We start from the raw sequence: 25449 nt of genomic DNA, 5'->3' as shown, positions 1-25449 counted from the left end.
AGCCCGCGCATCGCCGAAGCAGCCGCCATGCTGACGCGAGGCGGGCCGGAAAGCCCGCGCATCGCCGAAGCAGCCGCCATGCTGACGCGAGACGGGCCGGAAAGCCCGCGCATCGCCGAAGCAGCCGCCATGCTGACGCGAGACGGGCTGGAAGGCCCGCGCATCGCCGAAGCCGCTGCCATGCCCGGCCGCCCGGGCTCGCAGGCCGCCCTCATCGCCGCAGCAGTCGCCAAGTTCGCTGGGACCGGCCCGCAAACTCCGCGCATCGGCGAAGCGGCCGCGCTGGTTCGGCCGGATGCCGAGGCGGTCCGGGTCGAAGACCCCGCCGCGTCCGTCGCGGTGAGCGAACGGCGGCTGCGGCGGCGGTTCGTCCAAGCTGTCGGCTACGGGCCGGCCACCTACCTCCGCGTCAGCCGGTTCCAGCGGGCCGTCGCCCTGGCGCCGCGCACCCCCGGTCTGGCCGCGCTGGCCGCCGCCGCGGGGTATGCCGATCAAGCGCACCTGAGCCGGGACTGCCGGGCTCTCACCGGCCTCACGCCTCGCGCCTACTTCCGCCGTCCCTCCACTGTGGACGTGGCGGAGCGTGATCGACTCCGTTCGGCGTAACCCGCGCGGACAACCGGAAGTGGCTGCTCACCCAAAAAGGTAAGCGGACGGTAAACGACTACCAGGAGCGCTATCCTCCCCCTCGACGAGTGATCAGGGAGGACCCGTGGCCACCATCAGCGACGTCGCGGCGAGAGCCGGAGTCTCCACGGCGACCGTGTCGCGCGCGCTCAACGGCAAGTCCACTGTGGACCCGACGCTGGCCGCGCGGGTCCAGGAGGCGGCCGCCGAACTCGGGTATCACCCGAACGGGCTGGCCCGCAATCTCCGCCGGCAGGAGACGGCGGTGCTCGCGCTGATCATCTCCGATGTCGAGAACCCGTTCTTCACCGCCATCGCGCGCGGCGTCGAGGATCTCGCCCAGCGGTCCGGCTACTCGGTGGTGCTCTGCAACTCGGACGAGAACGAGGACAAGGAACGGCGCTACATCGAGGTCGCGCTGCAGGAACGGGTCGCCGGGGTGGTGCTGTCGCCGACGGGCCGGTCGACGAGCGTCGAGGGCCTGCGCCGCCAGGGCACCCCCCTGGTGGCGGTGGACCGCCCCCTGCCGGCGGCGGCGGGCGACCAGGTCCTGGTCGACACCCGCCACGCGGCGGCCGAGGCCACGCGCCACCTGCTCGCCGGCGGCTACGAACGCGTGGGGTGCCTGACGGGCCCAGCGGGCGTCCGCACGGCCGACGACCGCCTGGCGGGCTACGCGGACGTGGTCGGCGAGGAGAACATCCTGTCCCGGCGGGCGGAGTACCGCGCGGAGGGCGCCCGGCTGGCGGCGCTGGAGTTGCTGGACGCCCCCGCGCCGCCGGACGCGCTGCTGGTCGCGAACAGCACGATGGCGATCGGAGTCCTGGAGGCGCTGTCGGCCCGCGGCCTGCGCCCGGGCAGCGACGTGGGCATCGTATCGTTCGACGACGCCCCCTGGACGACGCTGATCGACCCGCCACTGACGGTGGTGGCCCAGCCGGCGTACGAAGTGGGCAGGGTGGCGGCGCAGCTCCTGCTGGCGAGAATTTCCGACAGCAGCCGCGACGCGACGACCACGACGCTGGAGGCGCGCTTGATCGTGCGGAAGAGCTCCCGCCGCTGAGCTCGGAGGAGGAAGGGGCCGGGACGGCCGCTTTCCGCACACCCGGCCGGGTGCCGCACACCAGCTGCGGGGTGGGCCGCGTCCCCACAGGGTCGGCTCGCGCACCGGGAGAGTCGGCTCGCGTGCCCAGAGGGTCAGCCCGCGCACCTGGACGGTCGGCTCGCGCACTCAAACGGTCGGCTCACGCACCCGAACCGTCGGCCCGCGGACCCACCCAGTCGGCTCGCGTACCCAGAGGGTCGGCGTGCGGGCCCGGAGGGTCGGCCGCACACCCTGGAGCGACGTGCCCGGGGGCCGGCTCGTGCCGGGCCCCCGGGCACGCCCCACCCCCTGTGTCCCCCATCCGGCGCCGACAACGCCGGATCCTGTGAGCACGGAGCGGAAATCGTTTACTCACCGGCAACCTAGGTCCGCTGTCCGTCACTGTCAAGCCAATCCGGGACTGGACAACCCTCCCCCCTCCGTGGACACTAGCCAGAAGTTGCTTACTCAACGTGTTGGATGATGTGCCGTAAGTGTCGATCTCTGGTGAATTCACCCACAGACAGGGCAAGAAACCGCACGAACCCGCACACGCGCGCTGTTTCGGGTTAACCTGAGCCACATGTCTGTAGCGCTGGAGAACATCCTCGCCAAGGCGGGCCTCAAGGTCGACGCGAACGAGTTCCTCACACTCGTCGAGGACGCGGCGCGCAGGCTGTCTCCACCGAACCCCGATCCATCGCACTACTTCTCGGCCGACCAGCGCGCCGCGCTCGCCGACGTCGGGCTGGACCTCTCGCCCCGGCGGGAAGACGAACCCGACTTCCGGGCCCGGACCGTCGCCGCCCACGCCGTGCTCGCCGAGGGGGCGCTCAGCGTCAACGAAGCCGCCAAGGCCCTCGGGGTCGACGACAGCCGGATCCGGCACCGCCTCAAGGAAGGGCGGCTGACCGGCTGGAAGGACGGCGGGTGGCGGCTGCCCGCGTGGCAGTTCGCCGGCTCCGGGGTGCTGCCCGGCCTCGAGGTCGTGCTGAAGGCCCTGCCCGACGACCAGCCCGCGCTCGTCGTCGCCGCCTTCATGAGCACACCGCAGGCCGACCTGGTCATCAACGACCACGCCGCGACCCCTCGCCAATGGCTTCTCTCCGGTGGTGATCCGGACCACGTAGCCCGCCTCATCGCCACGCTCGGCACGCCACTCTAGGCTGGACCCTCCCGAGCAAGATCACCGACAAGGACGGACCACCCCCGACCCATGGCCCGGCTCCCGCTGCCGCCCGCCCGATCCGTCCTGGTCCGGCAGCTGAACCGCGCCGACGACGTGGTGACGGTCCAGCCCGCGACCAGGCTCGTCCGGATCTTCACCGCGCACGGCAACCACCCCCAGCAGTGGAACTCGTTCCGCTACACCGGCCCGCTCCCGCACGGCCGGTTCGACCAGCAGTCGCCCGGCCGCGGCGGCGCGCCGGTCACCGACCCCGCGAACGGCGTCCTCTACTTCGGCCTCACCGTGCGCACTTCGGTCGCCGAGGTGTTCCAGACGAGCTCGACGGTCGACCGCCGCACCCGCGGCCCCCGGCTGGTCGTCGTCCGCCCGACGCGCACCCTGCGCCTGCTCGACCTGACCGGTCTGTGGCCGACGCGGGTCGGCGCGTCCCAGGAAATTTCCAGCGGCCCGAAGAAACTTACCCAGGCGTGGGCCCGCGCGATCCGCGGCGCGTTCAGCGACCTCGACGGCCTCTGGTACCGCTCGTCGATGGACTCCGGCGACCCCGCGATCTGCCTGTGGGACCCGCCGGCGGGCGCGGCGCTGCCCATCGCGCCGGACGTGCTGCTGCCGCTGGACCACCCGGGCCTCGACGTCCCGCTGGGCCGGGTCTGCGAAGAGCTGAACTACACGCTGCTGAACTGAGCGGCCAGCACCGGGATGACCGCCCGCGGGCCCGCCGTCGAGGACGTGAATCACGGCCACGCGGGGCCGTGACACGTTGACGCCGATACTCGCCCCGACGCGGCGAAGAGCGGCAGATCGAACCGCCGGCCAAGGGCGCCCGCAAGCTTGCCGGAAACGATCAGGGTGGCGCAGCCGCCGAACCCTGGTCAATTCCTGGACATCGTCCTGCAGCTGAAAAACCGATGTTAACCTGAGGTGTGTCGAACGCCGATTGGGCCCCCAAACACTACTCGATCATGACGCTGGATATCGAGGGGTTTGGCTCCAAGACACGAACAGATCCCATCCGCGCAGGTCTGCGCCGGGAGCTGGAAACAATCATCGAATCAGCCATCCGCCTACTCCAACCGGACGATGCGCTCGCAGCACACGGTGACACCGGGGACGGAAAATGGCTCCTCTTTCGTCCGGAGGTGCCAAAAACAGAACTGATCATGACCCTTCTGCCGGAAATCGAAACCCGGCTTCGTCACCACAATTCAACGGCGAGCATCGCGGCAACGATCAGACTCCGGGTGGGAGTGCACCACGGCGAGCTGATCAAAGACCGCAGCGGATTCTCGGGCGAAGCACTCAACCATGCCTTCCGGATCATCGACAACGACGTTGCCCGGCAAGCACTCCAAGCGTCTCCGACCAACAGCCTGGTCGTCTTCTCCGGCGACTTCTACGACAAGATCATCCGTCCCGGGTACGGATCCATCGATGCCGCCGAGTTCGCGCCGATCCGGGTCGAGAACAAGGAAACCTCGACCGTCGTGTGGATCAGGAGCACCCATCCGCCACTGGACCAGGAACCGGTGATTCCACCGCTGCCCACAGCCGAACCGGCGACGCCAACCCTGGGCGAGCGAACGCGCAAGCAGGTGCTGACGATCAGCGATCTACCACCGACCAGCCTCTACGTGGCCATCGGTGACATCCACAACGCGCGCCTCTACGGACGCGGCCTGCCGGAAGCACCGGTACGGCAGCACATCGAAGCCGCCTTGCTGTTGGCCAACAAGGTCGTCACGCACTGCGCGGATCCCTACCGCTCGAGGATCGTAGCCGACACGATCACCGAACTCCTGCCGTGCGTCGAGGCCGGCGATTTCCTGTTCCTGCTCGGCGAAAACGTGGAGGATCCAACCAGCCACTTCCGCGGCTACCTCGACTTCAAAATCGATCAATACAGCAAATCTCGCTACGGAAGCCGAGACGTGAAATCGCTCACCGAGGTGGACAGCGACGCCACCGAACGAACCGAGGCGCTGATCAACCGCAGCCCGTTCGCTCTCATCAGGGGCTTTTCCGGCGCGGACGGCTTCATCCGGGCCGCACGAGACGACCTTCAGCCCGGCGAATCGATCACCATTCGGGAGCACTACAGCAGCAGCACCGTCAGCAGGCTGAGCCTCACCCTGCGGCAACTCCTGGATCTCACCCACCTCAGCCACGACGGCAAGCTACGCCGCACAGTGGCGGACGAAGATGCCGTCGGCGCCCTCCAGGCCGAAGTCGAAAGGCTGTCCGGTCATCTGTCGTTTTCCCGGCAGATCCTGATGGAAGCCCTCCGCCAGGGAACCAGCTTGAGCCCCACCCATCCCCTCGACGAAGTCTTCGAGGAACGGGTGAGTTTGGTGCATCTCATCGGCACAATCGGGCCGCTCACTCACACAGAGGTCACCCACAGGCGCGACAGATTGAGCCCATACCACCATCAGTACCTCATGGAGCACCTCAGTCTCCTAGCCGAAGCCCCGCCGCCGCAGACCTTCGGCGGCAAACTGGTCCTGGAGCTCCGGGCACTACCGGGTTGGTGGTACTTCGCTTCCCACCACCTCCGCCTCGTCGCCGACGCGATACATCGCCAGGTCGCCGGCGAGCGAGCTGTCGATCTCGGAAAGTCCTATCGCTGGTCACGACGCAAGCCGGAATTCGGACCGATCAGATCGATCGTACGCAGTCACTGGTGCTGAGGAGGAATCCCGACGATGATGCCAGATCAGGCACAGTCGCCCCAATTCGGGCTCGGCTCGTTCGACCGTCTGTGTGATGCTTGGCTTGACTGCCTGAGAGCCGTCATGGACCGGGGCGTGGACGTCACCGATGACAGCGTCCGCCTTCGGGAGGTTCTGAACCTCACCCTTTCCGGTGACCTCAGTGACGCCGAGGAATTCATCGCGGCCGGCGCATCGGCCGATCGCATCGATCTCATGGTCCGAAAGTATCATTCGGACGTTGCCATCCGGCCCTATACCATGAGTTATGGGGCATTGTTCAAGAGCCACGAAGGGGTCAACCAGATCGCCTGGCTGGCGGATAGATTACGTTGGAAGCGCGAAACAAAATCAGCTACCATCACCTTCCACGTACCTGGCGAGAAGGAGCTGAGTTGCATCTCACTGTACGACGCCAAGATCCGCAATGAAACATTATACACAACCGTCGTATACCGCAGCCAGAACGTTTATGCCAGTCAGCCGGGCAACATCGTCGCCCTTTCGCTGTTCCACCGGGACATCGCGGACCGCGTCGAAGCCCGGGTCGGGCCCATCACCTTCCACATCCTGTCCGCACACGTCTACCACCGCGACTTCCCGCACGTGGCACGGATCTTGAACAGCGGATGCCGATAACCGCCGAAGCAGGATCATCCAGTCGATCGGAGGCAGAACCGGTGTCAGTGAAACAACAACGAGCGAAGAGAGTGGATGCCCAAGGCAAGGAGCGGCTCGCCGCAGAGTGGGACGAGGTAGCTCCCCACCGCGAAGAACTGATAGCGAGCGGACGAGACCTGAGCTACCACCATATCCTCCTGCCGTCGTTGACGGACCTCATCGGCGACACCCTGAAGGACGGACAGCGCGTATTGGACGCGGGCTGTGGTACCGGAACCTTCCTTGCCCACCTCGCCGCCACCCACCCGAGGATCGATTTCCTCGGCATCGACCCAAGTGTCACCAGCGTCGAGATCGCGAAAGAACACCGAGCCCCCCTGCCCAACGTGCAGTTCCGCACGCTAGCCGTGGAGGAGCTGCTCGCCGACTCGTCGGCGAGCCAGCGCTTCGACGTCATCATCGCCAACATGTTGTTGCAGAACGTGGCTTCTTTCGACGACGTGGTTGCCGCCTGCGCGAAACTCCTCACGTCGCGCGGAATCTTCGTCTTCGCGGTGCCCCATCCATGCTTCTGGTCTCGATATTGGCGCTATGACAAGGAACGCTGGTTCCGATACGACCGGGAAGTGTGGATCGAAGCCCCGTTCCAGACTTCCCTCTCCCGGGACTCCGAGCTGACGACGACTCATGTCCACCGGCCGATCAGTGCCTACATCAACGGCCTCGTCCGTGCGGGACTCGACATCGGCGAACTGTGCGAACCCATGCCGGACGCCGGACTGGAAGGCGTCTACCCGGTGGCCTGGGAGTTTCCCCGGTTCCTGCTCGGCCGCTGCCGGCTCGCCACGGCGTGACCCACCATGGCGGGGCGCCGGGCTGTCAAAGTCCTCCTCAGTGGAAGTTTTTCGACCGGGAAAACAACGACGCTCGATTCACTGAAGGCCGCGCTCGAGCGCCGGCAGGTGCGGGCCGTGGTGACGGTCGACCCAGCTCGGCGCTGTCCGTTGCCCCTCGACCTGCACCAAACGGCCGACACGGCCCATTGGTTGCTGGGCGACCTGCTCGTGCAGGAAAGTGAAGCTGCTGCACAAGCCGACATCGACGTCGTCCTCTGCGACGGTGGCCCGCCCGATATCCTCACCCACACGCCGGTTCACGACTCCACCCTGCTCGCCCTCGCCCGCGCTTGGCAGAAGACTTACGACCTCGTCTTCTGGGCCCGACCGGACGGCGCCCGGTCCATCGCCGCCGACGACCTGAGAGTCCTGGACGAGGCGTACCGGCAGCGAATCGACGACGCTTTGCCTGCCGCGTTCGCGGCGCTCGGAGTTATCGCATACGAGCTGCCCCACGACAGCTCCGACCGAGTCGACGTGATGCTCGAAAAGCTTGGCGTTCGATCGTAGGGTTGCCTACAGGTGCCGCGACCACCACTCCAGGACCGCCTCGAAGCGCTGCACCCGGTGCCGCGGCCGGCCCGACCGGCTCAGCTCGTGCCCTTCCCCGGGGAACAGCAGCATCTCCGCCGGTGCACCCGCCCGGCGCAGCGCCACGAACATCCGCTCCGCCTGCTCCAGCGGGCACCGCCAGTCCTGCTCCGAATGCACCACCGCGAACGGGATCTCGATCTGCGCCGCGTACGAAAGCGGCGACCGGTCACGCTGCACGTCCGGTGAGGAGCCGATGTAGGCGTCGACGAAGAAGTAGCCGATGTCGGAGCTGCCGACCATCGAGTCCCACGCGTTGACCGCGCGCTCGCTCCACGCCGCCTTGAAGCGGCCGCCGTGGTGGGCCGCCAGCCAGCTCGTCATGAACCCGCCGTACGAGCCGCCCATGATGCCGACGCGGGAGGCGTCCAGGTCCGGGCGCTCGAGAGCCTTGTCGAGCAGCGCCAGGACGTCGTCGACGTCGACCGTGCCGAACGCGTGCGTGATCGCGTGGCCGTGCGCCTGGCCGTAGCCCGCCGACCCCCGCGGGTTGCCGACCACCACCGCGTAGCCCGCCGACGCGTACACCTGCGCTTCGTCGAACAGCGCCCACTCCTGCTGGGTGAACGGGCCGCCGTGGACCACGCGCAGCACCGGGTGCGGGCCGTCGCCTTCGGGCAGCACCAGCCAGCCGTGCACCGGGTAGCCGTCCGGCGCCGTCGTCTCCAGCTCGATCATCGGGCGGATGCCCTTGTCCCGCAACGGCTTCGCGTAGTCGGTGAGCACCCGCGGGCCGTCCTCGCCGAGCAGCACGACTTCGCCCGGTGTCGACGGCGTCGCGATCACCGCCACCAGCTGCGAGCCGTCCAGGGTGAACGACCGGACCGCGGTCTGATCCGCGTAGACCACCGGTAGGTCGGCCAGCGGAGCCTCGGCAGCGTCGACGGGGACCGCGCGCAGTTCGACCGCGCCGCGGTTGCGGACCGCCACCAGGACGTCGGCCCCGCGCGGGGCCGGCGGGCCCGCCGCGGCCTCGCAGTCCACGGTCTCGGCGTCGGTGAGCCGCCGGCCCGGCACCGGGCCGGCGCCGAACTCCGGCGTCGCCGCGTAAAGCCCGGTGGGCGCGGCTTCGTGGTGGTCCTCAAAGGACTGTCCGAAGTAGAACAGGGTGCCGTCGGGCCCGAACACCGGCCGCTCCGAGTAGCCGTCGCCACGCACGACGACCGACGGCTCGCCGCCCGAGGCGGAGATCGCGCAGATGTCGCGGAAGTCGCTCTCGGTCGCCCCCCAGTCCGGCGGGGCGGTGAAGACGATGCGCGTCCCGTCGGGCGTCCAGGCCGGGTGAGCCGCGTCGAACCCGTCCGCGGTCAGCGGCTCGAGCTCCCCCGGCTCGACGGTGTCGACGACGAACAGCCGCTGCATGCGGTCGCGCAGGAACCCGACGTCGTCGATCCGGTAGTCCATCCGCGTGATGCGGCGCGGGGCCTCGGCGGCCGGCTCCGGCGTCTCGCCGCCGTCGTCCGGTGTCCCGTAGCGGCCCGCTTCGGGCACGCGGGCGGTGAACGCGATCCGCCGCGAATCCGGCGCCCACACCGGCTCGCCGGCCCCGAGGTGCAGCGACGTCAGCTTGCGGGCCTCCCCGCCGTCCGAGGGCATCACGTGCAGCTGCGGGCTGCCGTCCGCGCCCTCGCCCTCCCCCGTGCGCAGGAACGCCACCCAGCGCCCGTCCGGCGAGATCGCCGGGGCGGAGTCGCGCCGGCCGTGGGTCCACGCGGACTCACCGCCGTCGAGCGACACGCGGCGCACCGCGCCGAGCGTGGCGTTCGCCTTCAGGTCCGGCTGTTTCAGCGCGGTGAGCAGCAGGTTCCCGCGCAGGGCGGGACGGCCGGGGACGACGAGGTCTTCGATGTCGGCAGGACGCACGTCACCGACCGTACCCGACATCCTTAGCGAGGCGAACGATTTTGCCGGACGTTAAGCCGCTACCTGCTTGCGCTCGTCGCGCCGCGCCTTGGCCAGGCTGGCCGCCGTGGTCACCGACAGCACGACGACGATCACGCCGAGGGAGACCCAGTTGTTGATGTCCAGCCAGTCGGGCACGACGTGGTACTCGTGCAGCGCGTGCAGGAACAGCTTCGCGCCGATGAAGGCGAGGATCACCGCGAGGCCGTAGCTGAGGTAGACGAGCTTGGTCACCAGGCCGCCGAGCAGGAAGTACAGCTGCCGCAGACCCATCAGCGCGAACGCGTTGGCGGTGAAGACGAGGAACGCCTCCTGGGTGATGCCGAAGATCGCCGGGATGGAGTCGACGGCGAACAGCAGGTCGGCCGAGCCGATGGCCACGATCACCAGCAGCATCGGGGTGATCATCCGCTTGCCGTCGATCTTCACCGTGTAGTGGTGACCGTGGTAGTCGTCGGTCACCGGGGCGAACCGGCGGACCTGCCGGGTGACGGCGTTCTCGTGGTATTCCTCTTCCTCGCCCTTGCCGCGCAGCATGCTGATCGCCGTCCAGATCAGCACCGCCCCGAACAGGAAGAACACCCAGACGAACTGGGCGATCAGCGCGGCACCGATGGCGATGAAGACGCTCCGCATGGCGAGCGCGAGCAGGATGCCGACCAGCAGCACGCGGTGCTGGTGGATGGCGGGCACCTTGAACGAGCCCATGATGATCATGAAGATGAACAGGTTGTCGACGCTCAGCGAATACTCGGTGATGTACCCGGTGAAGAACTCGACGCCCGGGTCGTGGCCGGCGAAGACCCACACGCCGATGCCGAAGACGATGGCGCACGAGACGTAGAAGATGACCCAGCGAGCAGCTTCCCCCGTCGTCACTTCGTGCGGCTTGCGATCGACGATGACCAGGTCCAGCGCGATCAGCGCGAGCAGGCCACCGATCGTGGCGATCCACAGCCACAGGGGGACAGTCATGGAACTCGAACCTCCGGATAGTGCGCAGCAGCAACTAACCGGAGGTCTCTCCCGCCGGTGAAAACACCGGCCGACGGTGCCGGGGGCGCAGGGCCACCGTGCTGACGACACCGCCGCGAAGGAATACTCCCCTCACAGCGCGTCCAGTTTGCCGGTTCCTCCCACCGAAAGCCAGCCGGGATCGCGCACGTCACCGGGTTGGGCCTGTAATTCCGGTCACTTCGGTCCACCAGGCGGTCGCGGAGGTGTGATCACTGTGAGGAGCGCAGGACACTCTCAGCAAACTTCACCTACGGTCACGTCGTGCCCCGACTCCCGCTCCCGCGCACCCGCCGAGCCCGCGTCACGGCGCTCGGCGCCGTCGTGGTGGTGCTCGCCGCCGCGATCGTCCTCTGGGCGACGCGCGACACGGCCCCGCCCGCCGTGCCCACCCAGGACGCGATGATCGACCTGCCCGCCGCCCCCGGCTCGGCGGAGCAGGTCAAGATCGACACGACCACCTACCTCCCCGCCACCGTGCCCGCGCCGGCCGTCCTGCTCGCGCACGGCTTCGGCGGGGACAAGACCAGCGTCGCCGACGACGCCCGCGAGCTCGCGCGGAAGGGCTTCGTCGTGATGACGTGGTCCGCGCGCGGCTTCGGCAAGAGCACCGGCAAGATCGGGCTCAACGACCCGGACGGCGAGGTGGCCGACGCGAGCCGGCTGATCGACCGGCTCGTCGCGCAGCACCAGGTGACGCTGGACGCGAAGGGCGACCCGAAGGTCGCCGTCACCGGCGCTTCCTACGGCGGCGCGCTGGCGCTGCTGCTGGCCGGCACGGACAAGCGCGTCGACGCGATCGCGCCGGTGATCACCTACAACGACCTCGCCCAGGGCCTGGTCCCGAACGCGGCGACCCCCGCGTCCACGGCTCCGGGCACCCCGTCCGCCGGTGCCTTCTCGGCCGACGGCGTCTTCAAGAAGAGCTGGGCGGGCATCTTCTTCTCGGCCGGTTCCGGCGCCGCGGCGAGCGGCTCGCCGTCCGCCGAAGCCCCGGAAGCCGGGCAGGAGACCGACACCGGATCGACCGGCGCCACCGGGGCCGGCGCGGCCGCGGGGGCCGCCCTCCCCGCCGGTCCGCCGGGCGCCGGCGGGCTGCGCGGCGGGCCCGCCGACCCGTGCGGCCGGTTCACCGCCGCCGTCTGCCGCGCGTACACCGAACTCGGCACCACCGGGCGGGCGAGCCAGGCGAGCGTCGACCTGCTGCGCCGCGTCTCCCCGGCGTCGGTGACGGGCAAGATCACCGTGCCGACGCTGCTGGTGCAGGGCGAAAGCGACACGTTGTTCGGCCTGGACCAGTCCGACGCGAACGCCCGGCAGATCACCGCGGCGGGCGGCAGGGTCAAGACGATCTGGTACACCGGCGGCCACGACGGCGGCAAGCCGGGGCCGCAGCTGCGCGCCAAGATCGGCGACTTCCTGAAGACGGCGCTGGACGGCGGCGACCCGGGCACCGGCTTCAGCTACGACGTCCAGGGCACGTTGCGCGCCAACGGGACGCCGTCGGTCCGCACGGTCAACGCGGCCGCCTACCCCGGGCTGACCGGGCCGGCCACCGAACGGCGGCTGCTGGCGCTGAACGGGCCCGCGCAGCCGGTGGTGCGCCCGGCCGGGGCGAACCCGGCGGCGGTCAGCGGGATCCCCGGTCTCAACGGCGTCGCGAGCAGCTCGTCGCGGCTCGGCGCGCTGTTCAGCAACGACCCGCCCGGCCAGGCCGCGCAGTTCGCCACGGCCGCCTTCGACGGCCAGGTCGTCATCAGCGGCTCGTCCACCGTGCGGCTGCAGGTCGCCGCGGACCCGGCGCACCCGCAGCCGGACGCGGTGCTGTTCGCGAAGCTCTACGACGTCGGGCAGGACGGCTCGCGCGTGCTGCCGGCCAACGCCATCGCGCCGTTCCGGGTGAGCGGGCTGCCCGCCGACGGCACCCCGGTCGAGGTCACCGTGACGCTGCCCGGCATCGTCCGGCCGATCGAGGGCGGGCACTCGCTGCGGCTCGTCGTCGGCACCACCGACCAGGCGTTCGCCGCCCCGGCCGCGCCCGCGGTGTTCCGCGTCGGGCTCGCCGGCGGCACCGCGCTGGCGGTGCCGGTCGTGCCCGGGACGTCGGTCGGTTCCCCGGCGCCGGCCGGGCAGCTCGTCGGCATCGGCGTGACGCTGGCGATCGGCCTGGCCGCGGTGCTCTTCGCGGCGCTTCGGCGGCGTCGGGCCACCGACGTCGACCCCGAGCTGGCCACCACCCCGCTGGTCATCGAGGGGCTGCGCAAGCAGTACGCGGGCGGGTTCGTCGCCGTGAAGGACCTGTCCTTCCGCGTCGAGCCGGGTCAGGTCCTCGGCCTGCTCGGGCCGAACGGCGCGGGCAAGACGACCACGCTGCGGATGCTGATGGGCCTGATCACCCCGACCGCGGGCAGCATCCGCGTGTTCGGGCACAAGATCACCCCGGGCGCGCCGGTGCTCTCGCGCATCGGCTCGTTCGTCGAGGGTTCCGGCTTCCTGCCGCACCTGTCCGGCCGGGCGAACCTCGAGCTGTACTGGGCGGCGACCGGGCGTCCGGCCGAGAAGGCGCACTTCGCGGAGGCGCTGGAAATCGCCGGGCTCGGCAACGCGGTCGAGCGCCGCGTGCGGACCTACAGCCAGGGCATGCGGCAGCGGCTCGCGATCGCGCAGGCGATGCTCGGCCTGCCGGAGCTGATGGTGCTCGACGAGCCGACCAACGGGCTCGACCCGCCCCAGATCCACCAGATGCGCGAGGTGCTGAAGCGGTACGCCGCGACCGGCCGCACCGTGGTGGTGTCCAGCCACCTGCTGGCCGAGGTCGAGCAGACCTGCACGCACGTGGTGGTCATGCACCGCGGCTCGCTGGTGGCCTCGGGCGAGGTCGGCGAGCTGGCCGCGGCCGGCGGCGAAGCGACGTTCCGGGTCGACGACCCGGCGGCGGCCGCGGCGGCGCTCAAGGCGCTGAGCGGGGTCACCGACGTCGACGTCGACGGTGAGCTCGTCCACGCGAACCTCGGCGAGCTGCCGCGGGCCGAAGGCGTGGCCGCGCTGGTGCGCGCCGGCGTCGCGGTGGAGCAGGCCGGGCCGCGGCGCCGGCTGGAAGACGCGTTCCTGCAACTGGTCGGAGAAGAGTCGTGACCGCCGACGTACTTCTCCCGCGGAGGCGAAATGAGCACTGAGGGTGTCCACACCGATCCGCACGCGCTCGACGAGCTGAGCGACCTCGCGTCGGCCGAGCACGCGGGCGTCGGGCCGGATGGCGCGGTCGAGGGCTACTCGGCGCGCCGGACGCTGCGGCTCGGCGTCGAACTGCGGCGCCAGCTCAAGCGGCGGCGCACGCAGTTCCTGCTCGGGTTCGTCGCGCTCCTGCCGTTCATCCTGGTGCTCGCGTTCCAGCTCGGGCAGTCGAGCCCGAACCGGCGCAGCGGCGGGTTCGTCGACCTGGCCACGGCGTCCGCGCCGAACTTCGTCGTGCTGGCGCTGTTCGTGTCGGGCACGTTCCTGCTGCCGATGATCGTGGCGCTGTTCTTCGGCGACACGATCGCGAGCGAGGCGTCGTGGTCGAGCTTGAAGTACCTGCTCGCGGTGCCGGTGCCGCGGCAGCGGGTGCTGCGGCAGAAGGCGATCGTGTCCGGGCTGCTGTCGGCGTTCGCGCTCGTCCTGCTGCCCTTGGTGTCGCTCGGCGTCGGGGTGCTCTGGTACGGCGCGGGCGACGCGATCAGCCCGACCGGCGACGCGGTGTCCTTCGGCGACAGCCTGCTGGCCATCGCCCTGTCCACTGTGTACATCATCCTGCAGCTGGCCTGGGTGGCCGGGCTCGCGCTGGCGCTGAGCGTGTCGACCGACGCCCCGCTCGGCGCGGTCGGCGGCGCGGTGCTGGTGGCGATCCTGTCGCAGATCCTGGACCAGATCACCGCGCTGGAGGGCCTCCGGAACTACCTGCCGACGCATTACGCGTTCTCCTGGATGGACCTCATCTCGACCGACGTCGACTGGACCAACCTGGCGAGCGGGATGTTGTCGGCGGCGATCTACGGGACGGTGTTCTTCCTCTTCGCCGGGCGGCGGTTCGCTCGAAAAGACGTCACCAGCTGACGCCCGCACCCGGCGTACGCTCCATCGATGACGTCCGCAGTGGAGTGGTACCAGCCGCCCGCGGCGCTGGTGCGGACGATGAACGTGGTGTTGCGCCGGGTGCTGCCCAGCCCGCTCGGCCGCGGGGTCGGCGAGTTCATGCTGCTCGCCTTCACCGGCCGGCGGACCGGGCAGCACTACCGCGTGCCGGTCACCGCCCACCGCGTCGACGGCGCCCTCGGCGCCCTGACGCCCGCGGGCTGGCGGCTCAACTTCCGCGGCGGCGCCGACGTCGACGTGACGTTCGCCGGCCGGACGACGCCGATGCGCGGCGTGCTCGTCGAGGACCGGGCCGAGGTGGCCCGGATCCACCTGGACCGGATGACCGAGCTGGGCATGCGCCGGGCGGCCCGCATGATCGGGGTGAAGTTCCCCCTCGGCCGCCTGCCGACCCTCGACGAGGTCGCCGACCTGGCGCGCCGGGAGCACTTCGGCGTCGTCCGGTTGAGCGTCGCGGGCTGACCCGCCGCCGGCCCCGCGGTACGGTCGGGCCGTGCCGATCACCCTGGACCGCCACCGCGACGTCGCCGTGCTCCGGATCGACCACGGCCGGGGCAACACCCTGGACACGGATTCCTGCCGCGAGCTGGTGCTCCGGCTCGAGGAGGCCGAGCAGGCCCGGGCCGTGGTGCTCACCGGAACGGGCGGGATCTTCTGCGCGGGCGTCGACCTCAAGCGCATCGACGACGGCGGTGCCCCGTACGTGGCGGAGTTCCTGCCGCTGCTGTCCGACGCGTTCCTCTCGGTGTTCGGCTTCCCGCGCCCGGTGGTGGCGGCCCTGAACGGCCACGCGATCGCCGGCGGCGCGGTCCTCGCGGCGGCCTGCGACCACCGCGTGCTAGGCACCGGCACGATCGGCGTGACCGAGCTGCTGGTCGGCGTGCCGTTTCCGCTGGCGGCCCTGGAGATCCTCCGGTGCACGTACGGAACGACGCGCCTGCCGTCCCTCACCTACCCGGGTGAAACCTGGGGCGGGGCGGCGGCCCTGGCCCGCGGGCTGGCCGACGAGCAGGCGGCGCCGGAGGAGGTGCTGGACCGGGCGATCGCCGTGGCGTCCCGGCTCGGCGAGCTGCCCGCCGAGCCGTTCGCCCACACGAAGGCCCAGATCCGGCAGCCGTTCCACGAGCGGACCGCCGAGTACCGCCACTCGGACGACCCGCAGGTGGAGCGGATGTGGCAGTCCGCCGAGGCGCTGGCCGCGGTGAAGTCCTATGTGGACCGGGTGCTCCGCTAGGCGGCGCGGACCCCGCTTTCGGCCAGGGACTTGATGCCCTCGACCGTCTTCTGCATGTTGGCCTGCAGCTCCCCGAGCCGCATCGCGACGATCTCTTCCTCGTGCTCGGGCATCGAGCTGATGATCTTCGTCAGGTTGGACGGGCCCGGGCCGATCTGGGCCCACTGGCGCAGGACCGTGCCGTCGCCGTCCGGGATCAGCTCGAAGCGCCACGAGGCCGCCGGGTTCGTCACGTCCATCACCGCCCAGGCGAACAGGCGGCCGGGCTCGTAGCCGGTCACCGTCGAAACCGTCTCCCACTCCCCGGCGACCGGGTGGGAGTTGCGGCCGCGGAACTGCGCGCCGAGACCGGGCTCGGATCCGTCGACCCAGCCGCCGCCCTGGAACTCGTTCGAGAACCGGGCGGGCAGGTCGACGTCCAGCAGCCAGGACCAGACCTCGGCCGGCTGGGCGGCGATGCGGACCTCGACCTGGGTCGTAGGGCAGTCGGAAACCTTCATGGCGGACCCCTCGCTCGATGCCGGTGCCTACGGGTTCGGACCGTAACGTGGCCCCGATCACCCGGACAACTTGCACGGTGCCCGCGGCTGCGCACGCCGGAGGACGCCGGACCCGGTGCCGCACCACCCGCCGAAAGTCGGATCCTGACCGATTCTGCGCCCGGACAGCCGATTGCCGACCCGGGCCGGTTCTGTGAGGGTCCCTCGGAGGGTTCCGAAGCCGGGGAGAGTGCTCGATGCGCAGACTTTTCACCGCCGGGGCGGTCCTGCTCGCGCTGGCCGGCCTGGCGCCGGCGGCCGCGGCGGCGCCCGACATCAGGACGGAGCTGCAGCGGATCCCGGGCCTGACCATCGTGTCGGAGGACCCGGCGCCGGCCGGGTTCCGGTTCTTCAAGCTGACCTACACGCAGCCCGCCGACCACCGGCACCCCGAGGCCGGCACGTTCCAGCAGCGGTTCACCCTGCTGCACCGGGACTTCGCCGCCCCGACGGTCGCCTTCACGAGCGGCTACAACGTCAGCGGTTCGCCGAACCGGTCCGAGCCGACGCAGATCGTCGACGGCAACCAGCTTTCGATGGAGTACCGCTACTTCACGCCGTCGCGCCCGGAGCCGGAGAACTGGGCGAAGCAGCTGACGATCTGGCAGGCGGCGGCGGACGAGCACCGCGCGGTGCAGGCGTTCAAGGCGATCTACCCGGGCAAGTGGCTGGCCACGGGCGGCAGCAAGGGCGGCATGACCGCGACGTACTTCCGGCGCTTCTTCCCGGACGACGTCGACGCGACGATCCCGTACGTCGCGCCCAACGACGTCATCGACCCGGTCGACGTCTACAACAAGTTCCTTTCCCGCGTGGGCAACGATCCGGCGTGCCGCGCGGCGCTGAAGGCCATCCAGCGCGACGCGCTGAAGCGGCGTGACGAGCTGGGCGCGATCGCCGCGGCGGACGCGGCGCAACGCGGGCTGACGTTCTCGATCGTCGGCTCGGCGGACAAGTCCCTCGAGATCTCGGTGATCGACTCGTACTTCGCGTTCTGGCAGTACCAGAAGCAGTCGGACTGCGCGACGGTGCCGGCCCCGGGAGCACCGGCGGCCGACGTCTACGCCTGGTACGAGAAGGTGGAGAGCCTCAACACCTACTCGGACCAGGACCTGGCGCCCTACATCCCGTACTACTACCAGGCGGCGGTGCAGCTGGGGTCGCCCGAGGCGTACGACGGATACCTGCGCGACCTGCTGCGCTACCCGGGCGCGGACCAGCCCAGGACGTTCGTGCCGTCGTCGATCCGCCTGCCGCGGTTCGACTACCTGGCGATGCCGGACATCGACTTCTGGGTGAAGTCCCGCGGCACGCGGCTGTTGTTCGTGTACGGGTCCAACGATCCGTGGGGCGCGGAGCCGTTCGAGCTGGGCTTCGGCAGCCGCGACTCGTACCGCTACTACGTCCAGGGCGGCAACCACGGATCGAAGATCGCCCAGCTGGCCCCGGCGGAAGCCGCGGCGGCCACGGCGACGGTCCGTCGCTGGGCGGGACTGCCGCCGGTCGCTTCGGTGGCTCCGCGTTCGGCACCGGCGGGCTTCCCGGACTTCGACGCGGACCTGACACCGCGCGCGCGGCTGTAACTTTTCTCAGGCCGGGCGTACTCTCACGGCACCTGACGGCCCGGCCTGAGGAGGCAGCATGCCTCGTCCCGTCCACTTCGAGATCCACGCGGGCGATCCCGAACGAGCTGTGGCGTTCTACACGGCGGTGTTCGGCTGGAAGTTCGAGCGGTGGGGTGATGTGCCGTATTGGATGATCACCACCGGGGAGGGTCCTGGGATCGATGGGGGGTTGCTGCCCCGGCAGGGTCCGCCGCCGGAGGCATCGGCGCCGGTTCACGGGTTTGTGAACACGATCGATGTGGCGGATCTGGATCGGGCTTTGGGTGAGGTGAACCGGGCTGGGGGGACGTTGGCGTTGCCGAAGAATCCGGTTCCCGGGGTGGGGTGGCTGGCTTATTGCAAGGATACCGAGGGGAATGTTTTCGGGATGCTGGAGGCGGATGAGAACGCTCCGGCTCCGGAGTGATCTGGGGTTAGGGGTGGTTCGCCGGGCGTTCGGACGGGTTGGCCTGGTTTGGCGGCCGCCGGTTCCGTTGTGGGAGCAATCCTGCTTTGGGTGGGCCCTCCATCCCGATGGCCCATTGTGACTACGGCCAGCAGCACCGCGTCAAGGCGGGAAAGCGTGCCTTGACCCGGTGCTGCTGGCCGTGTTGGGGCTTCGGATCGGGATGCAGGGCGAGGTGTGGCTGTCGGTCCCGGTTTTGCGCGGTGTCCTTGCCGTGCCGCGTCGGCTGCTTCGCCCTCCTGGACCGGAGGCCCAGCCAACCTGCCGCCGGCCCGGCGGCCTGGGTCCGATCCGGCGCCGGCGCTACTTGATGCCGGCCGCGTCCATTCCCCTCAGCTCCTTCTTCAGGTCCGAGATCTCGTCCCGCAGGCGGGCCGCCAGCTCGAACTGCAGGTCCCTCGCCGCCTGCATCATCTGGTCCGTCATCTGCTGGATCAGGTCCGCCAGCTGGGCGCGGGGCATCGCCGACACGTCCTTGTCGACCAGCATTCCCGAGCTGCGCACGCGGTCGCCCTGCTCCGGCTTCTTGCCGCGTGAGGAGTTGCGGCCCGAGCCGCCCACCGAGACCTGCTCGGTGTCCTCCGCCTCGCTGTACACGCGGTCGAGGATGTCCGCGATCTTCTTCCGCAGGGGCTGCGGGTCGACGCCGCGCGCCTTGTTGTACGCCACCTGCTTTTCGCGGCGGCGGTCCGTCTCGTCGATCGCGTGCTGCATCGACTCGGTGATCTTGTCCGCGTACATGTGGACCTCGCCCGAGACGTTCCGGGCTGCGCGGCCGATCGTCTGGATCAGCGACGTCCCGCTTCGCAGGAAGCCCTCCTTGTCCGCGTCGAGGATCGCCACCAGCGAGACCTCCGGGAGGTCGAGGCCCTCGCGCAGCAGGTTGATGCCGACCAGCACGTCGAAGTCGCCCGCACGCAGCTGGCGCAGCAGCTCCACCCGGCGCAGCGTGTCGACCTCCGAGTGCAGGTAGCGCACCCGGATGCCCAGCTCCAGCAGGTAGTCCGTCAGGTCCTCGGCCATCTTCTTCGTCAGCGTCGTGACCAGGACGCGCTCGTCCTTGTCCGCCCGCTCGCGGATCTCGTGCACCAGGTCGTCGATCTGGCCCTCGGTCGGCTTCACGACCACCTTCGGGTCCACCAGGCCCGTCGGCCGGATCACCTGCTCGACGAACTCGCCGCCGGCCTGGCCCATCTCGTACGGGCCCGGTGTCGCCGACAGGTACACCGTCTGGCCGATCCGGTCGGAGAACTCCTCCCACGTCAGCGGCCGGTTGTCGACCGCGCTCGGGAGGCGGAAGCCGTACTCCACCAGGTTGCGCTTCCGGGACATGTCGCCTTCGTACATGCCGCCGATCTGCGGGACCGTCTGGTGCGACTCGTCGATCACCAGCAGGAAGTCGTCCGGGAAGTAGTCGATCAGCGTCGCCGGCGCCGAACCCGGGCCGCGGCCGTCGATGTGGCGCGAGTAGTTCTCGATGCCGGAACAGAAGCCGACCTGGCGCATCATCTCGATGTCGTAGGCCGTGCGCATCCGCAGCCGCTGCGCTTCCAGCAGCTTGCCCTGCTTCTCCAGCTCCGCCAGGCGCTCTTCGAGCTCCTTCTCGATGCCCTGGATCGCCTTTTCCATCCGCTCCGGGCCGGCGACGTAATGCGTCGCCGGGAAGATCCGGACCTCGTCGACCTCCTTGACGATGTCCCCGGTCAGCGGGTGCAGGTAGTACAGCTTCTCGACCTCGTCGCCGAAGAACTCGACGCGGATCGCGAGCTCCTCGTACGCCGGGATGATCTCGACCGTGTCACCCCGCGCGCGGAACGTCCCCCGCGCGAAGGCGATGTCGTTGCGCGTGTACTGGACGTCGACCAGCGCGCGCAGGAAGACGTCCCGGTCCAGCTGCATGCCGACCGCGAGCTTCGACGACCGGTCGAGGTAGGACTGCGGCGTGCCGAGGCCGTAGATGCAGGACACACTGGCGACCACGATGACGTCCCGCCGCGACAGCAGGTTCATCGTCGCCGAGTGCCGCAGCCGCTCGACGTCGTCGTTGATCGACGAGTCCTTCTCGATGTAGGTGTCCGTCTGCGCGATGTACGCCTCGGGCTGGTAGTAGTCGTAGTAGCTGACGAAGTACTCGACCGCGTTGTGCGGGAAGAGCTCGCGCAGCTCGTTCGCCAGCTGGGCGGCGAGGGTCTTGTTCGGCGCCATGACCAGCGTCGGCCGCTGGACGCGCTCGATCAGCCACGCCGTCGTCGCCGACTTGCCGGTGCCGGTGGCGCCGAGCAGCACGACGTCCTTCTCGCCCGCCTTGATCCGGCGTTCGAGCTCGTCGATGGCCGCCGGCTGGTCACCGGCGGGCTGGTAGTCACTGACCACCTCGAACCGGCCGCCGGTCCGGGGGATCTCCGAGACGGGCCGGAAGTCGGACTGGGCGAGCACGGGGTGTTCGGTTGCGAAAGCCACGTCCACAAGAGTAGGCCGACCCACCGACAATTTCCGTCGGGCCAGGTCAGGGGCCCGGAACACCGTGACGGACGTGACATCGGAGCCGTCGACGGCGCAGTGCAGGACGGCGTCGTCGCCGAAGCACGAGACCAGCACGCGGTCGGGGCCGGTCGCCTGGACCTCGGCGACCTCGCCGCCGGGCGCCGCCAGGTGCGCGAGCACCACCTCACGCGCGGACGGCGGGGGCGGGGATCGGCAGGCCGTGGCCTTCGAAGAGGCGGTTCAGCTGGTCGGCGGCCGCAACGGCGCGCGGGAACCCGGCGAACGCGGCGGTCTGGACGACGACTTCGCAGATCTCCGCGGGCGACAGGCCCGAGGCCGGCCCGGTGCGGAGGTGCACGCTGAGCGGCGGGCCGACCATCCCGGCGGCGACGATGGCGGCGAGCGTCGCGGCTTCGCGGGTGCGGGCGTCCAAGGCCGGGCGTTCGTGCAGGTGGCCGTAGACCGTGCCGACGGCCAGCTCGCCGAGCGCCGGGACGGTGGCGAAGAGTGCGTCGAGGCGCGCCTTACCGCCTTCGACCAGCCCGGCGAAGTTTTCGCGTCCGCGGTCGTGGAGGCCGGCCATGGGTTCGGTCTTGTTCTGCCCCCCTCAGCAGCTGCAGTCGCAACAGCTGCAACAGTCGCCGTCGCAGCCGTCGCACGTGGTCACCGGTTTTCCGCTCCAGGGGCCAGGATAGGGATCGCGGCAGCAGAACTGGCAGGTGCAGCACATGTAGGGGGTGAGGGCGCAGCCGAGGAAGAAGTTGCGCTTCTTCGGGGGGACGGCGAATTTCGGGTACCAGAGACCGCCGCCCTTGCCGTCGTAGAACTCGGGCTTGTCGTGCTTGCCGGGGTCATTGGGGTCCTTGGGGCCTCCAGGTTCGCCGGGTCCGCCAGGGCCTCCGGGTCCCCCGGGGCCATTGGGACCGCCCGGCCCACCCGGGCCGCGCCCGCCAGGCCCATTCGGACCGCCGGGGCCACCCGGACCGGGAGCTCCTGGCGGCGGAACCGGACCCGGCGGCGGAAACCCGTGCGGCCGCGGGGAAGCGCCCCGGCCGGGCGGCACCTGGTGCGGGTGCTGCTGCGGCGAAGGTCCGGGCCCGATCCAGCCGGGCGGAGTCTGGTGCGGGTGCTGCTGCGGGGTCGGCCCCGGCCCGATCCACCCGGGCGGCGGCTGCTGGCCGACCGGCTCGCCCAGCTGCCGCAAATCGCCGTGGGCGGGCAGCGAGCATTGCCCAGCCGAAGAGCCTTGCCCCGGCAGCAGATCTTGGCCGGAGGATGAACCCGCCCCTGGCCGCGAGCCATGGGCGTGAGCCGAGCCGTGACCGAAGGCCCGTCGCACCGCCTGCCGCAGCTCGTGCACCAGCAGCGCGTGCACCAGCGCCGGCTGCGCGAACTCCGCCTCCCGCAACGCCAGCTCCACCCCCATCACCGCGTCATCACACAACCGCCGGGCCTCCGCCATCCCCGTCCCCGTCGCCACCAACGGGTTCCACGCGCCCACCGCCGCGTCCGCCGCGTAGTCCTCCACCGCGTCCAGCAAGTGGGCCACCCGGCCGAACAGGCGGCCCGCCTCCCGCAACGGGGCCACGTTGCCCGGCCGTCCCGCCAGCTCCGCCGTCCGGGCGAACGCCGCCGCCGTGGCTCGCTCGGCCGGTTCCGTCGCCACCAGCGGCGAATCACCGAGGCGCACCGACGACTCCAGTGCCGCCTGGCCCGAGACCGCCTCTGTCAGCACCGACGTGTCGAACCCGACGCGCCCGCCTGTGCGGTGGCCCTGCGAAGCCCAGCGGGCCGCGACCCGGCGCGCTGCCGCAGCCACCGGGCGCCTGCCGTATGCGCCGTCGCCGTCCTCGACGTGGTCGCCGACCTTCGCCGCCGCCAGCACCAGGGACACCGCCGCCGCCAGCTGGGCTCCTTCGCCGCGGGCCACCGATGCCGTGCGCATGCCGCGCAACGGGCACGGGCCCGCTTCGCGCCGGCCGTCCGCCCGGGGGGTCTGGGCCTCGACCAGCACCGAAATGATCAGGCCGTCGTAGTTGGTGACCACCCGGGCCAGCTGGCCGTGTTCGTCGCGCAGCGTGAGGCACAGCCCGCACAGGTGGGCCTGCCAGTCCGCGTACAGGCCGGCGGCCAGCCGGTGGCGGCACGGCCGGATGATCCCGAACATCCCCAGTCCCCCTCGATCGCCCGAAACTCGGCGCACCTTAGCCCGAACGCGTGACGCCCGGGGCGGGAGTTCGCGTTTCGTGACCGGCCCGGCAGGATGACCCGCATGGCCGCACTGCACCCCCCGAAGGTCGAGGTCTTCGACCCCGCCGCGCGCGCGAACATCGACCCGAAGGGCATCCTGCGGGAGGTCGAGGAGTTCCGCGAGGAGCCGTTCGGCCTGTACCTCGCCCGCCCGACCCCGGGCCGCGCCCAGTTCCACTACCTCGAGTCGTGGCTGGTGCCCGGGCTCGGCCTGCGCTTCACCGACTTCTGGTTCTCCCCCGGCCACGAACGCGACCAGGACTTCTACCTCGACGTCGTCCGCGTCCACCGCGACGGCCCGCGCTGGGTCGCCACCGACCTCTACGTCGACATCGTGCTCAAGGACAAGCTCTCCCTGCGGGTCATCGACACCGACGAGCTCCTCCAGGCCCTCGAAGCGGGCCTGGTCACCGCCGAAGAGGCCGAGTACGCCCTGAAGACCACCTACACCGCCGTCGAGGGGCTGGCCGCGCACGGCTACGACCTCGCCGCCTGGCTGGCCACCCTCGACATCGCGCTGACCTGGCGGCGGCACCCCTGACCCCGTCGGCGCCGGCCCGCACGTAGGGTGCGGGAAGACCGGCGCCGACGAGGAACAGGAGCACGATGGACGCCGTGGCCACGGCCCCCGACCAGGCCGAAGCCGAGCTCGCACCGTTCGCCCGGCTCCCGGTCCTGCTGCTCGCGGCGGGCACGGCCACCGCGCTGCTGCTCACCGCCGGCCGCTACGGCTACTTCGGCGACGAGCTGTACTTCCTCGCCGCCGGACGGCACCTGGCCTGGGGTTACGCCGATCAACCGCCGCTCGTGCCCGCCCTCGCCTGGGCGATGAACACCCTCGCCCCCGGTTCGCTCGTGGTGTTCCGGCTGCCCGCGATCGCCGCCACCGCCGCCGGGGTCGTCGTCACCGCGCTGATCGCCCGCGAGCTCGGCGGGCGGCGGAAGGCGCAGGCCCGCGCCGCGGCGGCGTACGCGATCTGCGGGCAGTTCGTCGGCAGCGGCCACTACCTCGCCACGTCGACGATCGACCCGCTGCTGTGGACGCTCGTGCTGTGGCTCGTGGTCCGCTGGGTCCGCACCCGCAACGACGCCCTGCTGGTCTGGCTCGGCGTCGTGACGGCGGTGGCGCTCAACGGCAAGCTGCTCATCGCCGCGTTCTGGGCGGTGGCGGGGCTCGCGGTGCTCGTGTTCGGACCGCGGGAGCTGCTGCGCCGCCCGAAACTGTGGCTGGGCGCGCTGATCGCCGCCGCTTCCCTGGTGCCCACGCTGCTCTGGCAGCGCGCGAACGGCTGGCCGCAGCTGGACATGGGCGACGCCGTCGGCGCCGAGGTCGACGCCGCAGGCGGCCGCGCGAGCTTCGTGCCGGACCTGCTCGCCGGTGCCGGCTGGGTGATCGGCGCGCTCGGCGTCCTCTACGGCGTCGCCGTGCTGCTGGGGAGCAGGCAGCTGCGGCCCTACCGGTTCCTCGGCTGGACGGCGCTCGGCGTCGTCGCGGTCTTCCTGGTCGCGAACGGGCGGTACTACTACGCGGCCGGGACGTTCGGCGTGCTGTGGGCGGCCGCCGCCGTCCACCTCGAAGCGCGTGAGCCCGCCCGGTGGTGGCGGTGGGTACCGGCGTGGCCGGTGTTCGTGCTGTCCGCCATGTTCAGCCTGCCGTACACGCTCCCGGTCTGGCCGGTGCACTGGCTGGTCGAGCACCCGGGCGCGCCGCGGCCCGCCTACGCGGCCGAAGAGGTCGGCCGGCCGGACCTCGCCGCCGACGTCGCCACGCTGTACCGGACGGCGCCGCCGGACACGGCGATCGTCACCGGCGGGTACTGGCAGGCGGGCGCACTCGACCGCTACGGACCGGAACGCGGCCTGCCCGAGGCGTCCAGCCCCAGCCGCGGCTTCTGGTACTTCGGCCGTCCTGCCGAAGACACCCGCAACGTGCTCTTCGTCGGCTACGACCCGTCGAAGATCGCGAAGCACTTCGGCGACGCAAGGATCGTCGGGGAGGTCGGCAACCGGCTCGGCGTGCGCAACACGAGCGAGCACATGCCGGTCTGGCTGCTCACCGGCCGGGTGGGGAGCTGGGCCGGAATCTGGCCGCAGCTCAAGGACATGCGC

The 25449-nt window shown here is 70.6% G+C and carries 21 protein-coding genes and 1 pseudogene; 16 read left to right on the top strand and 6 right to left on the bottom strand.

Features of this window, described 5'->3' with window-relative positions:
• From AB0J55_RS38525 to AB0J55_RS38490, 8 genes are all read left to right on the top strand, one after another.
• Positions 1-606, top strand: a 606-nt coding sequence (locus AB0J55_RS38525) for a helix-turn-helix domain-containing protein (RefSeq protein WP_364260472.1), incomplete at its 5' end; no start/stop codon positions are given.
• 106 nt (positions 607-712) lie between these two features.
• Positions 713-1690, top strand: coding sequence for a LacI family DNA-binding transcriptional regulator (locus AB0J55_RS38520; protein WP_364260469.1), 978 nt, complete (start codon positions 713-715; stop codon positions 1688-1690).
• A 604-nt stretch (positions 1691-2294) separates the two neighbouring features.
• Entirely contained in the window at positions 2295-2876 is a 582-nt protein-coding gene (locus AB0J55_RS38515; RefSeq protein ID WP_103350023.1) for a DNA-binding protein, read from the top strand.
• 51 nt (positions 2877-2927) lie between these two features.
• Positions 2928-3584, top strand: coding sequence for an RES family NAD+ phosphorylase (locus AB0J55_RS38510; protein ID WP_004558748.1), 657 nt, complete (start codon positions 2928-2930; stop codon positions 3582-3584).
• A gap of 278 nt (positions 3585-3862) precedes the next feature.
• Positions 3863-5587: a hypothetical protein gene (locus AB0J55_RS38505; RefSeq protein ID WP_364260464.1), complete on the top strand. Its 1725-nt coding sequence runs from the start codon at positions 3863-3865 to the stop codon at positions 5585-5587.
• 117 nt (positions 5588-5704) lie between these two features.
• The gene (locus AB0J55_RS38500; protein ID WP_364260461.1) at positions 5705-6247 is read left to right on the top strand and encodes a thymidylate synthase; all 543 of its coding nucleotides are present in this window, start codon (positions 5705-5707) and stop codon (positions 6245-6247) included.
• A gap of 71 nt (positions 6248-6318) precedes the next feature.
• Positions 6319-7083 (top strand): class I SAM-dependent methyltransferase, encoded by a 765-nt coding sequence (locus AB0J55_RS38495; protein WP_364260458.1) that lies wholly within the window; start codon positions 6319-6321, stop codon positions 7081-7083.
• A 6-nt stretch (positions 7084-7089) separates the two neighbouring features.
• Positions 7090-7635 (top strand): ATP-binding protein, encoded by a 546-nt coding sequence (locus tag AB0J55_RS38490; RefSeq protein WP_364260455.1) that lies wholly within the window; start codon positions 7090-7092, stop codon positions 7633-7635.
• A gap of 6 nt (positions 7636-7641) precedes the next feature.
• Here AB0J55_RS38490 and AB0J55_RS38485 read toward each other — a convergent pair whose 3' ends face one another.
• The gene (locus tag AB0J55_RS38485) at positions 7642-9579 is read right to left on the bottom strand and encodes a S9 family peptidase (RefSeq protein ID WP_364260452.1); all 1938 of its coding nucleotides are present in this window, start codon (positions 9577-9579) and stop codon (positions 7642-7644) included.
• 51 nt (positions 9580-9630) lie between these two features.
• Positions 9631-10593: a TerC family protein gene (locus AB0J55_RS38480; protein WP_364260449.1), complete on the bottom strand. Its 963-nt coding sequence runs from the start codon at positions 10591-10593 to the stop codon at positions 9631-9633.
• 303 nt (positions 10594-10896) lie between these two features.
• Here AB0J55_RS38480 and AB0J55_RS38475 point away from each other — a divergent pair, with 303 nt between their 5' ends.
• Genes AB0J55_RS38475 through AB0J55_RS38460 form a run of 4 tightly spaced genes read left to right on the top strand, consistent with a single transcriptional unit; the run spans position 10897 to position 15997 of the window.
• Positions 10897-13767 carry an alpha/beta fold hydrolase gene (locus AB0J55_RS38475; protein ID WP_364260446.1) on the top strand — a complete coding sequence of 957 codons (2871 nt, stop codon included), beginning with the start codon at positions 10897-10899 and terminating at the stop codon, positions 13765-13767.
• Positions 13768-13797: 30 nt separating this feature from the next.
• The gene (locus AB0J55_RS38470; protein ID WP_364260443.1) at positions 13798-14724 is read left to right on the top strand and encodes an ABC transporter permease subunit; all 927 of its coding nucleotides are present in this window, start codon (positions 13798-13800) and stop codon (positions 14722-14724) included.
• A 27-nt stretch (positions 14725-14751) separates the two neighbouring features.
• The gene (locus AB0J55_RS38465; protein ID WP_364260441.1) at positions 14752-15225 is read left to right on the top strand and encodes a hypothetical protein; all 474 of its coding nucleotides are present in this window, start codon (positions 14752-14754) and stop codon (positions 15223-15225) included.
• Between the two features lie 31 nt (positions 15226-15256).
• The gene (locus AB0J55_RS38460; protein ID WP_364260438.1) at positions 15257-15997 is read left to right on the top strand and encodes an enoyl-CoA hydratase/isomerase family protein; all 741 of its coding nucleotides are present in this window, start codon (positions 15257-15259) and stop codon (positions 15995-15997) included.
• Here the strand turns inward: AB0J55_RS38460 and AB0J55_RS38455 are convergent.
• The gene (locus AB0J55_RS38455) at positions 15994-16497 is read right to left on the bottom strand and encodes an SRPBCC family protein (RefSeq protein ID WP_364260435.1); all 504 of its coding nucleotides are present in this window, start codon (positions 16495-16497) and stop codon (positions 15994-15996) included. The genes AB0J55_RS38460 and AB0J55_RS38455 overlap by 4 nt on opposite strands.
• A gap of 236 nt (positions 16498-16733) precedes the next feature.
• On the opposite strand from AB0J55_RS38455, the gene AB0J55_RS38450 reads away from it, so the two are divergent.
• Together AB0J55_RS38450 and AB0J55_RS38445 are read left to right on the top strand one after the other, a co-directional pair.
• Positions 16734-18119 (top strand): S28 family serine protease, encoded by a 1386-nt coding sequence (locus tag AB0J55_RS38450; RefSeq protein ID WP_364260432.1) that lies wholly within the window; start codon positions 16734-16736, stop codon positions 18117-18119.
• 58 nt (positions 18120-18177) lie between these two features.
• Entirely contained in the window at positions 18178-18567 is a 390-nt protein-coding gene (locus AB0J55_RS38445; protein WP_364260429.1) for a VOC family protein, read from the top strand.
• Between the two features lie 342 nt (positions 18568-18909).
• On the opposite strand, the gene uvrB is transcribed toward AB0J55_RS38445, so the two are convergent.
• From uvrB to AB0J55_RS38430, 3 genes are all read right to left on the bottom strand, one after another.
• Positions 18910-21066 (bottom strand): excinuclease ABC subunit UvrB, encoded by a 2157-nt coding sequence (gene uvrB, locus AB0J55_RS38440; protein WP_364260691.1) that lies wholly within the window; start codon positions 21064-21066, stop codon positions 18910-18912.
• A gap of 208 nt (positions 21067-21274) precedes the next feature.
• A complete protein-coding gene (locus tag AB0J55_RS38435) occupies positions 21275-21673 on the bottom strand; it encodes a carboxymuconolactone decarboxylase family protein (RefSeq protein WP_364260426.1) in 399 nt (132 codons plus the stop codon).
• Between the two features lie 24 nt (positions 21674-21697).
• On the bottom strand, positions 21698-23257 hold the full coding sequence (locus tag AB0J55_RS38430; protein WP_364260423.1) for a DUF5685 family protein: 1560 nt from the start codon (positions 23255-23257) through the stop codon (positions 21698-21700).
• Between the two features lie 105 nt (positions 23258-23362).
• Between AB0J55_RS38430 and AB0J55_RS38425 the strand changes: the two genes are divergently transcribed.
• Entirely contained in the window at positions 23363-23881 is a 519-nt protein-coding gene (locus AB0J55_RS38425) for a DUF402 domain-containing protein (protein ID WP_364260420.1), read from the top strand.
• Between the two features lie 65 nt (positions 23882-23946).
• Positions 23947-25449: pseudogene (locus tag AB0J55_RS38420) on the top strand (glycosyltransferase family 39 protein); the annotation flags it as partial.

Source organism: Amycolatopsis sp. NPDC049688, from assembly GCF_040674975.1.
Taxonomy (GTDB): domain Bacteria; phylum Actinomycetota; class Actinomycetes; order Mycobacteriales; family Pseudonocardiaceae; genus Amycolatopsis.
The sequence above is the reverse complement of the archived record's forward strand: the minus strand, read 5'-3'. Positions and strand labels throughout refer to the sequence as shown.

Excerpts from the sequence above, each read along its gene's own strand:
- AB0J55_RS38515 (WP_103350023.1), top strand. The coding sequence starts at position 2,295 with ATGTCTGTAGCGCTGGAGAACATCCTCGCCAAGGCGGGCCTCAAGGTC.
- AB0J55_RS38510 (WP_004558748.1), top strand. The coding sequence starts at position 2,928 with ATGGCCCGGCTCCCGCTGCCGCCCGCCCGATCCGTCCTGGTCCGGCAG.
- AB0J55_RS38505 (WP_364260464.1), top strand. The coding sequence starts at position 3,863 with ATGACGCTGGATATCGAGGGGTTTGGCTCCAAGACACGAACAGATCCC.
- AB0J55_RS38490 (WP_364260455.1), top strand. The coding sequence starts at position 7,090 with ATGGCGGGGCGCCGGGCTGTCAAAGTCCTCCTCAGTGGAAGTTTTTCG.
- AB0J55_RS38480 (WP_364260449.1), bottom strand. The coding sequence starts at position 10,593 with ATGACTGTCCCCCTGTGGCTGTGGATCGCCACGATCGGTGGCCTGCTC.
- AB0J55_RS38470 (WP_364260443.1), top strand. The coding sequence starts at position 13,798 with ATGAGCACTGAGGGTGTCCACACCGATCCGCACGCGCTCGACGAGCTG.
- AB0J55_RS38465 (WP_364260441.1), top strand. The coding sequence starts at position 14,752 with ATGACGTCCGCAGTGGAGTGGTACCAGCCGCCCGCGGCGCTGGTGCGG.
- AB0J55_RS38455 (WP_364260435.1), bottom strand. The coding sequence starts at position 16,497 with ATGAAGGTTTCCGACTGCCCTACGACCCAGGTCGAGGTCCGCATCGCC.
- AB0J55_RS38450 (WP_364260432.1), top strand. The coding sequence starts at position 16,734 with ATGCGCAGACTTTTCACCGCCGGGGCGGTCCTGCTCGCGCTGGCCGGC.
- AB0J55_RS38445 (WP_364260429.1), top strand. The coding sequence starts at position 18,178 with ATGCCTCGTCCCGTCCACTTCGAGATCCACGCGGGCGATCCCGAACGA.
- AB0J55_RS38435 (WP_364260426.1), bottom strand. The coding sequence starts at position 21,673 with ATGGCCGGCCTCCACGACCGCGGACGCGAAAACTTCGCCGGGCTGGTC.
- AB0J55_RS38430 (WP_364260423.1), bottom strand. The coding sequence starts at position 23,257 with ATGTTCGGGATCATCCGGCCGTGCCGCCACCGGCTGGCCGCCGGCCTG.
- AB0J55_RS38425 (WP_364260420.1), top strand. The coding sequence starts at position 23,363 with ATGGCCGCACTGCACCCCCCGAAGGTCGAGGTCTTCGACCCCGCCGCG.